Source organism: Algoriphagus marinus, assembly GCF_001936475.1.
Lineage (GTDB): Bacteria > Bacteroidota > Bacteroidia > Cytophagales > Cyclobacteriaceae > Algoriphagus > Algoriphagus marinus.
In genome coordinates this window covers 198336-211329 of the sequence record NZ_MSPQ01000010.1, presented here as the reverse complement: position 1 = coordinate 211329, position 12994 = coordinate 198336, and the positions used below count along the sequence as shown (strand labels likewise).

Below are 12994 nucleotides of genomic sequence, written 5' to 3'. Positions count from 1 at the left end.
TCAAAATATAACTCCTAGAATTACCTTGATTCCAAAGGTTATTATCCCCCAATCCAATCCAAGTAATTGCCTTGATGAACGACTTCATAGCTCGCATTTGGGTAGGCTTTTGCCCAGGCGGCTGGAGCCTTTGGAGCTTTGGATAGCTGATATTTAAATTCAAAAGCACGGAGCTGATCGCCCTCCTCTTCCACCCAGTCGATCTCTTGCTGATCGTATGTTCGCCAGAAATAGTTGGTACATCGAATCTGATTGTAGCTCTGATATTTCCTTCGTTCGATAGCTAGGTAATTTTCCCAGAGTTCGCCTACATCCGCCCGTAGATCAAGCCGATTGAAGTTTTGAATGATCGCGTTTCGCACGCCATTGTCATAGAAGTACCACCTGCTGCTTTTGACGATTTCTTTCCGGAGATTTCTGCTAAATCCCCCAATTCGGAAGATCACAAATACTTTCGAAAGTAAATCTAAATAGCGCTCCACCGTATTTTTGGACATTCCCAACTGCTTTCCGAGTTCTTCCAGTGAGACTTCTTTTCCTACTTGGAATGCAATTAATCGAAGTAGTGCATAGAGTTTATCACTGTTTTTGATCCCATCTACCATCAGAATATCCTTGAGTAGATAATCATTCATGATTTGGTAGAGGTAGTCTTCTTTGTCCTTCCAATCAGGATATTGGATCAACTCTGGATATCCTCCGAAAATGAGTCTTTCTTCACGTTTTTCAAGGGTAGTTTTGAAATCTTCGATTTTTGAAAATTCCATTTGGGCCAAGGGATACATGAAAAGTGTGTTTTGTCGCCCTACCAAAGGTTCGCCGACCTGCTGATGGAGATCAAAGGCAGAAGAACCTGTGGCGATAACCTGAATCCCCTCGATGCTATCCACAATAAGTTTCAGGATCAATCCCATCTCCGGAATATGCTGGGCCTCATCAATGACTAGAAGATCTTTACCTGCCAGCAATCGGCTATAGTTTGCTACAGAGCGTTCTTGCAATAATGCGGCGTCACCCAAATCTTCTCCATTTAGCACCAATGTTTTTGTAAGATCAACTGTTTTGAGGTAATCTTTAACAAAGGCAGTTTTTCCCGATCTTCTCGGTCCGAGTAGCATCAATACCTTATTTGGTCGGAGCTTTCGCTGAAATTGAGTTAGTAAAGCTCGTGGAACGGCATTCATATTGATTTACTGTGATTTAGAATACAAATGAAATTTTTTTTAGCTAGAAATCCTATGTGACTGACGGAATTAATGTAAATTCAGTCAGTAAATTGACGGAATTAACGTTAATTCCGTCAGTTAGTTGACGCAATTGATATAAATACCGTCAATTGAGATTCTTTGAACTCAAATCCTTTTACACAGTTCTAAAAGAAAAACAGAAATGATCGAACACTTTTTCCAATGTCCGTATTGCTTTGAGGAGATTTCTATGTTAGTTGATCCTTCTGTCCGGAGGCAAGAATATGTGGAGGATTGTGAAGTGTGCTGTAATCCTATCTTGGTTCAAGTGGAAATCGAAGAAGGAGAGATCGTTATTTTTGACGCACAATCCCTCGAACAATAATGCTTATCAATGCAAAACAATCCCTGCCTGAAATCTGGACTATTCTTTCTCATGAATTGAATAGAGGAGCTTTGGATTCCAAGCACCCCTTTCGCTATGTGACTTTGGCGACTGTTGAAAATAACTCCCCGGATCAGCGAACTGTTGTTCTGAGAAAAGTGGATGAATCGCTCAATTTTTATTTTTTCACCGATTCACGCACAGCCAAGGTCAAGCAAATTCATGCAAATCCCAATGCTGAATTTCTAGTCTATCATCCGGCGAAGCGAACTCAAATCCGAGTGAAAGGAAGGCTTCAGATTCATCAGCAAAATGAACTCAGCCGGGAAATGTGGAAGCGGGTACAAGGTGATGCCCAAAAAGCGTATAATTCAAGCCTTTCGCCCGGAACAGAAATCACCAATCCCGAACTCGCGTATGATTGGCCAACAGAGCTGGATGATTCTTTTTTTGCAGTTCTACAATTTGTCCCTGAACGAATTGAAGCTTTACAATTGAATGGCTTGACGCATGTTCGGGTGAGTTTTACAAAAATGGGAAAAGATTGGGAAGGACATTGGCTAGTGCCTTAAATGAAGGTATGTTTTTGGAATGAATTTGATTTTAGCTTTTTCAAATGGCTTTCCTTAAATTCCAGAACCAATCAACCTTATGTCAAAATGAAAATTTTACTTAAAGCCAGTTTGGCGATGCTACTGGCTTTTGGTTTTTCTGAACTCTCTTTTTCTCAGAAAACCAAAAAATCAAGCGCCCAAGAACCCAAATCAACCTTCGATACTGCGCTTTATAACGCGATGGAATTCCGACTTGTCGGACCTTTTCGTGGTGGTCGAGCTACTGCTGTTGCTGGGGTAGTCCAAGAACCTTTGACCTATTATATGGGAGCTACGGGTGGAGTTTGGAAGACCACCGATGCAGGCGAAAGCTGGACAAATATCTCTGACGGCTTCTTCAATACTGCTTCTGTAGGAGCAATCACCGTTTCTGAATCCGATCCCAATGTGATTTATGTGGGTATGGGCGAAGCGCCGGTTCGTGGAGTGATGACCTCTCACGGAGATGGTGTCTATAAATCTACCGATGCCGGAAAAACTTGGTCACATATCGGTTTGGAAAAAACCCGTCAGATCTCCAAAATCGTGGTGCATCCAAGCAACCCAGAAGTATTGCTTGTCGGAGCACAGGGAAGTCCCTATGGTGCGACTGAAGATCGGGGAATCTATCGATCGGAAGATGGTGGAGCGAATTGGACAAAGGTTCACTATGTAGATGAGAACTCAGGAGTTTCCGACCTAAGTATGGATATGACCAATCCTAGAATCATTTATGCGGCTTATTGGGATCATCGACGCTATCCTTGGCAGGTGAAAAGTGGAGGTCCGGGTTCTGGAATCTACAAATCTGTCGATACCGGCAAAACTTGGGAAAAGCTTTCCGAAGGTCTTCCAAAAGAAACCATGGGTAAAATTGGAATCTCTGTTTCTAGAGCAAATGGCAATATTGTTTGGGCGATCATCGAGGCGGAAGATGGCGGTTTGTATCGATCCAATGATGCTGGTAAAAACTGGAAACTCGTCAATCCGGATCGCTTGCTACGGGCTCGATCTTGGTATTACATGCATATTTTGGCTCACCCAACTGAGCCGGAGACGGTTTATATTATGAATGCTCCATTGGTGGAATCCAAAGATGGCGGTAAGACTTTTACCAATATGCGCACCCGACATGGAGACAATCACCAACTTTGGATCAATCCAGCGCATCCCCAATACATGGTCAATGCCAATGACGGCGGTGCAAATGTGACGATCAATGCGGGTAAAGATTGGTCAAGACAGGATAATCAGCCTACTTCACAATTCTACAGAGTGAACGCTGACCGCCAGTTTCCGTATCGGATTTATGGCGGTCAGCAAGATAATTCCTCTGTTTCTATTGCTTCACGAGCTAACGGTCCGGGTATCGGTCCAGAGGAATTTTATCCTGTAGGTGGTTGCGAGTCCGCGTACTCTGCATTTGATCCGGAAAATCCAATCTACATCTATTCAGGTTGCTATCAGGGGATCATCACCGAATGGAATGCTAAGACAAAATTGGAAAAAGACGTGATGGCTTATCCTTATCAAGGTCTGGCTTCCAATCCTCGGGATGTCAAATACAGGTTCAATTGGAATGCGCCAATTATTTCTTCGATCCATGATCGTAGCGTGATTTATCATGCTGGAAATGTGATTTTGAAAACCACCAATCGAGGCATCAGCTGGGAAGAGATTTCACCGGATTTGACGAAAAATGACACGACTCACCTCATTGCTGGAGGCGGACCGATCACCAATGAAGGTGCAGGAGGAGAAGTTTTTCACACGATTTACTATTTGGCAGAATCCCCTTTTACCCCAGATGTACTTTATGCAGGAGCGGATGATGGCTTACTTCATGTCACTCAGGATGGAGGGAAAAGCTGGTCGAATATCACGATTCCAAACACTCCGGAAGGAATGGTCAATCAGATTGAAGTTTCTCCGCATGATCCGGCTACCGTCTATGTGGCTTTCAACAGTTACAAATACAACGACTTCACTCCGCATGTTTTCAAGTCTTCTGATTATGGGAAAAGCTGGACTCGACTGGTGAATGGTATTGCTCCTGAAGCTCATGTTCGGGTAGTTCGCGAAGATCCAAATCAGAAAGATCTACTATATGCAGGCACAGAGACTGGCCTATATGTTTCATTCAATGGTGGTCAGCTTTGGGAGAATTTCCAGCATAATCTTCCAGTCGTGCCGATCACGGATTTGATGATTCAGGATAATGACATGATTGTCGCCACACAAGGTCGGGCCTTCTGGGTGATGGATGATTTGAATCCACTTTATGAATTAGCCGAAGCGGGAAAGGCGGATTTCTATGTCTACGAGCCTGAGGATGCTATTCGAGACTTGGCGGTGCGATCCGAAAGTATGGAGATGGGACAAAACCCATACGAGGGATTTTCAATGATGTACTATCTGAAAGCAGATTCAGATTCTACCGATCTGACTGTCGAGATTTTAGATGCCAGCGGAGCCGTTTTGCGGACCTTTACCACAGATTCGGAAGCAAAGAAAGGTAAAATCAAGAAGGAAGCTGGAATGAATCGACTGCATTGGGATTTGGCGATAGAGGGATTTGATCCGGTGGAGGGAGTGTTCTCAGGCATCGGTGTGGGGCCTGCTCTGGTCGCGCCGGGAAAATATAAAGCCGTTTTCGAATATGGAGATCAGCAGATTACCAAAGACTTAACGGTAAAACCTGATCCGAGATGGTCTGCTAGCCAAGCAGCCTATGATGCGCAGCAGGCAGCACTTAAGCCGATAGCCACTGCCTTGATTGCCACTCGAAAAACAGCTGATGACCTCCGTTCGCTTCGAACTCAAGTGAAAGATCTTCAATCTCGGGTATCTAAAGAAGATTACGCGGACTGGAGCACTCAAGCAGAAGAATTGATCAAATCTATTGATGCCCTAGAGGCTAAATTGATTCAGCCAAAGCAGAAGACTTTCCAGGATGTGATCAACTTCCCAAATCAATTGGATGCGGAGTTGGCTCATATTTATGGGACCATTGCCAATCAGGAACCTCCGGTCACTGATGGCCAAAAAGCTTATGCAGCTGATATGTTGAAGAAATATGAAATCCTGATAAAGGAATCAGAAACCGTAATGAAATCTGCCGAAGCCTTGCAGCAAGCAATGATCGATCAGAAGATTCCTTTCTTGGCGCCCAAGAAGAAGGACTAACCTTTGAGGCGTTATCCTGACGACGAAGGAGGAAGGATCTCCTCGAAGGTTTTATAATGCAAAAGCCCTCAATTGTAACGATTGAGGGCTTTTTATTTAATTTGGTTGTGAGAGGTTATTGTGATTTCAATACAGCTAAAAATTCCCTAATGGATACTGTTGGAATGACCGAGGTCTTGAAATCTTTAAGATTTAGGGTAAGTATTTTGTCATTCTCCTTGGTGAACCCTTCAGAGAATATCTGCACCGATTCATTATAAATTTTCTTTAAATAGTAAAAAAAATATTCTTAAAAATTTAAGTATTATTTCCGAAGATTATTCTGTTCACTAACTAATTAGGGGGGAGGGCTATCAGAATTATATTCCGTAGAATTAAGTTATTCGTATTATCGGCACATTGATCTAATTTTTAAATATTTGGATATATAAAGTTTGAGCTAGTTCTTAGGCTGGATTTAGTTCAAAACTTAATACCCTCGGATGAAATCATTTTTACTTCTCGCCTTATATTCTCTGGCTCTTTTCCTAGTGACCTATCTCTTGCTTGATGTAGAGGGGATGTTTTTAAATGCGCTGGCCAAGCAAACGGAAATCGAAATTCCTGAAAATGTCCTTTTGGACACTTTGGAGGATATGCGCTACTGGAATAAGTTTAGTGGATTGTTCACTTTTATGATTCTTGTCATCAAGTGCTGGCTGATTGCTCTGGTGCTTTATGCAGGATTGTTTTTTGCAAACCTGCATCAGGGAATCAAATTAATCCGACTTTTCAAAGTGGCGGTTTTTGCAGAGAGCATCCTGGTTATTGCAGGCTTGGTGAAAGTGATTGTAGTATCATCGGGCGACTTCTCCTATGAAGAGTTTTCGGTTTTTTACCCCTTATCCGTTCTGAATTTGTTTGAGCTAAGCGAACTGAATCCGCTCTTTATCTATCCGCTACAATTGGTCAATTTATTTGAAATCGGTTATTGTTTCCTGTTGGTCTTCTTTTTTCAGCAGGAAGTTCAGATTGATCTAGGGCGAAGTGCTAAAGTTGCTTTCGGCTCCTATTCATTCGCCTTGGTGTTTTGGTTGGTTCTGATTCTTTTTCTTACGCTCAATTTCACCTAAAACTTTTTTAACCATGCGCAAACTACTTCTAATATTCCTATCCCTGGCACTACTTTCAGCCCTGGTTTACCTAGGTTTCTCTTTCCAGCAAAAAGAAGCGAAGAAAGAACTTATCCAGTCTCAAATCATACGATTGCCTGATTTGGACTTACCGGACTTAGACGGGCAATCGGTAAATTTGAAAGCACTGGTAGGAAATAAGTCATCCCTCTTGGTGTATTTCAACTCAACCTGTGAAATATGCCAGATGGAGCTGAATTCAATTGCCAAAAGAATCGTCGAATTTGATTCCCATGCCTTGGTATTCGTGACCGTACAGCCTGTGGAAGAGGTTAAGGATTTCATCCAAGAACTTGGAATTTCCGACCGTGAATCAGTTCATTTTCTCATCGACTCGGAGATGACAGTCGCAACGTATTATGGAATAAAAGGCGTGCCAGCTTTATTTATCTATGATCGTTCGGGAAGCCTTTTGGAGGATTATTCAGGCCCTGTGAAAGTAGATTTACTACTTGAGCAGCTTACAATTCAAAAAGGAACAGGACTATGACCTTTTCTCCAAATAAGCTTAAAAAGTATCACGTAGCACAACTGGGGGAATACGCTTGTGGTTTGGCTTGCCTCTGTACGATTTCCAGATTTTACGGGGCGGAATTTTCGCAGGAAAAACTCCGGGATATCAGCGGCACCAGCCAAAGTGGTACTACGATGCTCGGCTTGATACAGGCTGCGCAAAAGATCGGCTATGAAGCCAAAGGATTTGAAGCGGAGTTGATTCACTTGAAAGAGCTTAGCGGCCCAGCGATATTACATGTGGTTCAGGATCAAAATCGGGAGCATTACCTAGTGTATTTTGGTTTTGTTGAGGGAAAGCATTGGGTGAGCGATCCCGGTGTAGGTATTTTGGGAATGTCAGAATCTGAGCTTTTGGCGCAATGGAAATCAGGAATACTCCTTCGACTTGAGCCCACGGAAGCCTTGCAAAGTAAAGCGCTAGTTTCCCGATCTAAACGAACCTGGTTTGTGTCGCTGATCGCTGAGGATATTCCCATCCTGATCGTAGCGACAGTCATCGGTAGTTTGATGGCTGTCACCGGGCTTTCCACGGCAATTTTTTCCCAGCGGCTGATCGATGATTTTCTTCCGAATGAAACCTATGATAAAGCAATCATGGGCGTCGTAGCCTTGTGTTTTCTCCTTAGTTTTCGAGCAATTTTGGGCTATATCCAAGGCGTTTTTATGGCCAGGCAGGGCAGAGATCTCAATGTTCGGATCGTCTCCTCCTTTATCGAGCGAATCCTCAAGCTGCCGATGAATTACTTTCGAGGCTATAGCACTGGTGATCTGATTGCCCGAATGAATGACTCCCTTCGCATCCGAAATACGGTCTCCTTAATTACAGGTACAGTCATTATCAATCTATTGGTAGTGATCGTGTCCTTGGTATTTGTCTTTTATCAATCTAGCCTTATCGGTTTGATTTGTTTGCTAGGTGTGTTCTTCTTTTTGATTGCCGGTTGGAAATATCATGCGCCGATTTTAGCAAAGCAAAAAGAAGTGATGGCGGCCCACTCCCTGAATGAAACCCAGTATGTGGATAGCCTCACGGGCATGCATGTGATTCGATCCTACTCGAAGGAAAAAGAATATCAAAGCCGGATCGAAAATGTCTATTCCATGTACCAATCGAAGGGCTATGAACTGGCCATTATCGGAAATAATTTTTCGTTTTGGACCCAACTGATTGTCGCCATTTTTATGAGTTTGCTTTTCGGGGCCGGAGTCTATTTGATTTTTCAGGGCGAGCTACTTCTCGGAGAATTGATGGCATTGATCTCTGTGGGTAGTACCATCGTGCCGGCAGTGGCAGGACTAGTGGTCGCCAATATTCAGTTTCAGGAAGCCAAAGTCGCCTTTGATCGACTCTTTGAGATTGCTGGCTTGGATATGGAGTCAGATGAACCCATAGAAAAAGGTCAGCCTATTATAGGGAATTCTCCGCTACTGAGACTGGATCAAGTGACTTTTCGCTATCCCGGACGGACGCAGATTCTGAAAGGGTTGAGTTTTCAAGTAGAGGCAGGAGCATTTGTGGCAGTCTTTGCTCCGGTGGGTACAGGCAAAAGTACGTTGGTGGATTTGATTCAGCGATTTTATTCGCCAGAGTCAGGAAATATTCGATTCAAAGGGAGAGACTCCAAGGAGATTTCATTGAGTGACTGGCGCGGATCTCTGGGAGTGGTCAATCAAAAGGAGAAGATTTTCAATGCCACGGTCTTTGATAATATTGCACTGAGTACAGATCCCAAAGAGCTGGAGCGCATTGCCAAAGTCGGGGAAGAGCTGGGGCTTTGGAATCTTTTCAAGGCCTTGCCTCAAGGAGCGCTGACGCTTTGCGGGGAGGATGGAAGAAATCTTTCCGGGGGTCAGCGTCAGCTGGTCGGTATCGTCCGAGCCTTGGTGAGAGAGCCAGAGCTGCTAATTCTGGATGAAGCGACCGCTGCCATGGACTGGGAGCTGGAAGATCAACTGCTGCACCTGATCCAGCACTACCTCAACAAAAGACAGGCAGCACTTCTGATGATTACTCATCAGCCCAGCTTGGCAGCAAGAGCTGATCGGATACTACTGCTTCAGGATGGAAAAATCGCATTCTCAGGATCCCATACCCAACTCCTCAATGAAGAAAACACCTATTCCAGAGCCTTCAAACAAATTCTTCACCTTACCCACTAGATCATGGCAGGACTAAAATACTACGAGCGCACGAAGCTACTGATCGAGCTGATCGAAAAAGAAAAGACGGGGAGTCCGAGGGAGCTTGCAAATAGACTTGGTGTAAAGGAAAGAATGGTCTATCGAATCCTAGATGATCTTCGCTTAATCGTGAATGAGGAGATCATATTTTGTAAGGAATCAAAGAGCTATATTTTTTCAAAAAAAAATGGCTGACTGTAATGAAATGACAGTGACCTGAATTTATGTTTGGGTATTCTAAATCAAACTTCTAACTTTAAAAACTATAAGAATTATGAGAGAATTAAGTATCGAACAAATGGAGATGGTGAACGGGGGAGCAATGAATGACGCCACAAGATGTATTGGTGGAATTCTAGCTACAGCGGCCCTTGGAGCAACTGCTTTTTTTGCTCCTGTTGCATTTATGGGGGTCTTGTCCAATCCTGTAGGTTTAGAAGTAGTAGCGGGTGTTTCGGCTGCTGCTGCAATTGCCATTTATGAAGGTTGTTAACTAATTCCAATGATTAGGAGGTCTTTGACCTCTTAGTCATTGACATAACTCACATTATATGCAAGCGAAATATTTAAAATTCATTATTCCTTTTCTAACAATCTTGGCAATATTTACTCTTTTGTTCACTGATAAAGATTTGAACATAGTTGCAATATTTTCGATAATATTTATGTTGTCAGGTTTTAATTATGCGTTATTCCGACACTTGAATAATACCCACGAGGAGAAAAAAAGAGATAAAAAAATGTTAACTATCAATAAATTTGAATCTGAAATAAAAATAGCTAAACCTTTAAGGTTGCTTGGCTTAATTTCTTTTGTTCTATTATTAATTGTTTGGATGGACTTAGTTTCCTTTAAATATTCAGATTATCTATCACTTTTGGTGATTGGTTTATTATTGCCTTACATTCTTTTATGGGTTTATCATTTTAATAAAAGATTAAAGGCAACAAACGAATAGATTATTGAAACTAATTTTTTATATTGAACGTGAGAAGTTTCCACACTTTTTTATGCGCAGATAGTATCTAAGCATTTTTATTTTTAGGAATCCTGAGCTGTAGAGTCAGGACTAAAATACTACGAGCGTACCAAACCCCGTCTGGGTGAAGAAGAAATATCGGTGGGACTGGGTGGGATTTGCAATCCCACCCTTCTATCCTTACCAATTTGTAATTGGTTTTATCTGCCTTGGCTATCAGCCACCCCCCTTCCATTTTTATTCCTAAGAATTTGAAATTTCTATTCTCAGCCATTTTTATCGAGCTCACAAACTAACAGGGTTTGGCTAAAGCCAATTCCTTCCTTTGTTCTTAGATGAAATGGGCTAAAGTGCCATTTCTATTCATTGATAATCATCCCAAAAAAATTCCTATGCCGACCTAAATTTATATTTGGTTACAATTAATCAAATTTCTAACTTTAAAAACAACATAATTATGAGAGAATTATCGATTGAAAAAATGGAGATGGTGAATGGAGGTAAAGTTAATGATGCTTCGAAATGCGCAGGTGGTATTTTAGGTATGGCCTCCACTAAGCGTAGATTGTATCTACGCTTTTTTATTTTTAGGATTCCTGAGCTGTAGAGTCAGGACTAAAATACTACGAGCGCACCAAACTTCTGATCGGGCTTATCGAGAACGAAAAGACAGGAAGTCCAAAGGATTTGGCCAAGAAGCTCGGTTTTAAAGATCGAATGGTTTACAATCTTTTAGATGACCTGAGATTGAGCATGGAGAAAGGTATTTGCTAATGCAAAGAAAAAAGATCTTATATTTTTCAGAAAAAAGCTGATTGACTGCAAGGAAATTGCAGTGAGCTGTATTTAGCTTAGGTTATTCTTAAATAAATAACCACTTTAAACAACAAAATTATGAAAGAGTTAAGTATTGAAAAAATGGAAATGGTGAATGGGGGATGTGATTTTGATGAAGCAATGTTTTATGCAACCTCACAGTTGTATCATCTTGGTCAGCTGGGCTCTGGTAACCAATATTATTATTACCATTTTGCAGGACTTTCATACTACACAGGAAGATTGATGGCTTGTATTTAAAAAATTGAATAACCGATCTAATATTTTGGATCAGTTATCTTTTTATTGTGCTTTTGAGTTAATTATGAATTTTCAACTTATTTGTCCTACTATGAAATATCTATTTTGGATTAATCTTATTATTTTCACTCTTACCTCCCAAAAGGCTGAACTTGATTCAAGACTAGTCGGGCAGTGGACTATGCTATTTTCACTTGATTCTAATGGCGAGGTTATAAAAGATGAGTTCTACGGGAAGAAATATGTGGAAGAGTTCACAAATGATGGAAAACTGATATTGGATCCCAATTTTTTTATTGATGATATGAAAAGACATGGGGAGACTATACCCATGGATTATACACTTATCCCCTCCATAAAATGGGAAACAATTAATAATAATACCTTAAGAGTGGATTTAGGTGAATATGGAACTAGGGACAATCGCTATGGGTTTTTAGGAGACACGCTGATTTTTGGGTATTCCAATGGCACCACTCGATATTTACTTAAGCGAAATAAAGATTAGGGGTAATGGGAAACAATTAGCCAAGTCAGACAACAAGAATTATCGATTGAAAAAATGGAGATGGTTAGTGGGGGTTGCAGTATTGACGATCTCTTCATTCTAAGTTCTGTGTTTTTACTGGATTAGGTATGTATATATATACAAACTATTGGGTTGGTAGTATCTGGTGCAGCAACTTTAGGTATGTTTGCCTGTATGTAAATTCTACTCGATGAAAATTCTGCAATTCATTTTCGGATTAGGGATATTATTTATCACCAATTCGTATTCTCAAAGTATATATGGGGTTTATCATGGGAGTTTAGTCACCGATAAAAACCTAATGTATATAGAGGAGAATGATGGTAATACTTTTATAAAGATATTTTTTTCCGAAAAAGAATCTATTCAAGTTTCTGCTGAAGTTTCAGATGGAAAATTAACATTTCCTCTCCCTCAAAACGAGGGAGAGGATCTTACTATTTGTGCAGAATTAAGTGAAGATTCATCGCGTCTGAATATTGAGTTTGAAGTTGATGGAAAAAGTTACAGTACTACATTCGAAAGAATAGAGTTTCCCAAACGAAATCTCGAGAAAACTTGGTTTGATGAACCCAACACTCCTTCATTTGATCCAAGAGTTGTAGGAAAATGGGTTCAGTATCTTACTACCGATAGTTTGGGTAATCCGATTGAAAGTGTGGCTACAAAAAAGCCTTATGTCACCTCATTTTTGGAAAACGGGGTGTACTTGGTTGATTTGCAATTGATCAGAGATGTATTTGAAGAAGCTGGGAATGTTGCTCTTTTTGACTATACAAAACTCCCAAAATCCAGTTGGTATACTTTGGAAAATAATAGGTTAGTGGTATCGGTGGACGGTACTGATGTTAAATACCAATATGAGGTTTCGGCTGATTCTCTGAAATTAGTTTCTAATCCCATGAGATCAGTTCTTTATTATACTAGGAAATAGCTTTATTAGACCGAAGAGGTTTTTAAAAACGTCCCAGTTGATCAGGAGTTGCAATCCTGAACCTTGATCCTAGGATTTACAATACTTGAAAATAGAATCTTAATTTTTGGATTGGAAGAAGTCAAATATTCGCATCACCTTTCGAGATTAATTCTGATTTATTTCAGTACTCGAAGAGCGGGGGCATTTGTATAATCCGAATTTGCATTGGGCAAGGGATCCAATTCCCCCTTTCCCCTTTTCATCCAGGTAGC

14 protein-coding genes are annotated in these 12994 nt (G+C 41.2%); 13 read left to right on the top strand and 1 reads right to left on the bottom strand.

The window, feature by feature from the left end; all coding sequences use genetic code 11:
* Nucleotides 1–41 precede the first annotated feature (41 nt).
* Entirely contained in the window at nt 42–1184 is a 1143-nt protein-coding gene (locus BVC88_RS16665; RefSeq protein WP_075351849.1) for an ATP-binding protein, read from the bottom strand.
* Nucleotides 1185–1389: 205 nt separating this feature from the next.
* Here BVC88_RS16665 and BVC88_RS16660 point away from each other — a divergent pair, with 205 nt between their 5' ends.
* The 13 genes from BVC88_RS16660 (at nt 1390) to BVC88_RS16595 (ending at nt 12740) form a co-directional block, all read left to right on the top strand.
* Nucleotides 1390–1572 (top strand): CPXCG motif-containing cysteine-rich protein, encoded by a 183-nt coding sequence (locus tag BVC88_RS16660; RefSeq protein WP_075351848.1) that lies wholly within the window; start codon nt 1390–1392, stop codon nt 1570–1572.
* The gene (locus tag BVC88_RS16655) at nt 1572–2144 is read left to right on the top strand and encodes a pyridoxamine 5'-phosphate oxidase family protein (protein ID WP_075351847.1); all 573 of its coding nucleotides are present in this window, start codon (nt 1572–1574) and stop codon (nt 2142–2144) included. Before BVC88_RS16660 ends, BVC88_RS16655 begins: the two co-directional genes overlap by 1 nt.
* An 87-nt stretch (nt 2145–2231) precedes the next feature.
* A complete protein-coding gene (locus tag BVC88_RS16650) occupies nt 2232–5351 on the top strand; it encodes a VPS10 domain-containing protein (protein WP_075351884.1) in 3120 nt (1039 codons plus the stop codon).
* Nucleotides 5352–5833: 482 nt separating this feature from the next.
* Nucleotides 5834–6463 (top strand): hypothetical protein, encoded by a 630-nt coding sequence (locus BVC88_RS16640; protein ID WP_075351845.1) that lies wholly within the window; start codon nt 5834–5836, stop codon nt 6461–6463.
* Nucleotides 6464–6476: 13 nt separating this feature from the next.
* Complete coding sequence (locus BVC88_RS16635; protein ID WP_075351844.1) at nt 6477–7013, top strand: peroxiredoxin family protein; 537 nt, start codon at nt 6477–6479, stop codon at nt 7011–7013.
* Nucleotides 7010–9199: a peptidase domain-containing ABC transporter gene (locus BVC88_RS16630; protein WP_075351843.1), complete on the top strand. Its 2190-nt coding sequence runs from the start codon at nt 7010–7012 to the stop codon at nt 9197–9199. Before BVC88_RS16635 ends, BVC88_RS16630 begins: the two co-directional genes overlap by 4 nt.
* Nucleotides 9200–9202: 3 nt before the next feature.
* Nucleotides 9203–9415 (top strand): HTH domain-containing protein, encoded by a 213-nt coding sequence (locus tag BVC88_RS16625; protein ID WP_075351842.1) that lies wholly within the window; start codon nt 9203–9205, stop codon nt 9413–9415.
* A gap of 79 nt (nt 9416–9494) precedes the next feature.
* On the top strand, nt 9495–9713 hold the full coding sequence (locus BVC88_RS16620) for a class IIb bacteriocin, lactobin A/cerein 7B family (RefSeq protein ID WP_075351841.1): 219 nt from the start codon (nt 9495–9497) through the stop codon (nt 9711–9713).
* Nucleotides 9714–9771: 58 nt separating this feature from the next.
* Nucleotides 9772–10179 (top strand): hypothetical protein, encoded by a 408-nt coding sequence (locus BVC88_RS16615; RefSeq protein WP_075351840.1) that lies wholly within the window; start codon nt 9772–9774, stop codon nt 10177–10179.
* A gap of 478 nt (nt 10180–10657) precedes the next feature.
* Complete coding sequence (locus BVC88_RS21380; protein ID WP_175574436.1) at nt 10658–10807, top strand: hypothetical protein; 150 nt, start codon at nt 10658–10660, stop codon at nt 10805–10807.
* Between the two features lie 287 nt (nt 10808–11094).
* Entirely contained in the window at nt 11095–11277 is a 183-nt protein-coding gene (locus tag BVC88_RS16605) for a hypothetical protein (RefSeq protein ID WP_075351838.1), read from the top strand.
* 91 nt (nt 11278–11368) lie between these two features.
* Nucleotides 11369–11785 carry a hypothetical protein gene (locus BVC88_RS16600; RefSeq protein WP_139316594.1) on the top strand — a complete coding sequence of 139 codons (417 nt, stop codon included), beginning with the start codon at nt 11369–11371 and terminating at the stop codon, nt 11783–11785.
* A gap of 211 nt (nt 11786–11996) precedes the next feature.
* Nucleotides 11997–12740: a hypothetical protein gene (locus BVC88_RS16595; protein WP_075351836.1), complete on the top strand. Its 744-nt coding sequence runs from the start codon at nt 11997–11999 to the stop codon at nt 12738–12740.
* Nucleotides 12741–12994: the final 254 nt, after the last annotated feature.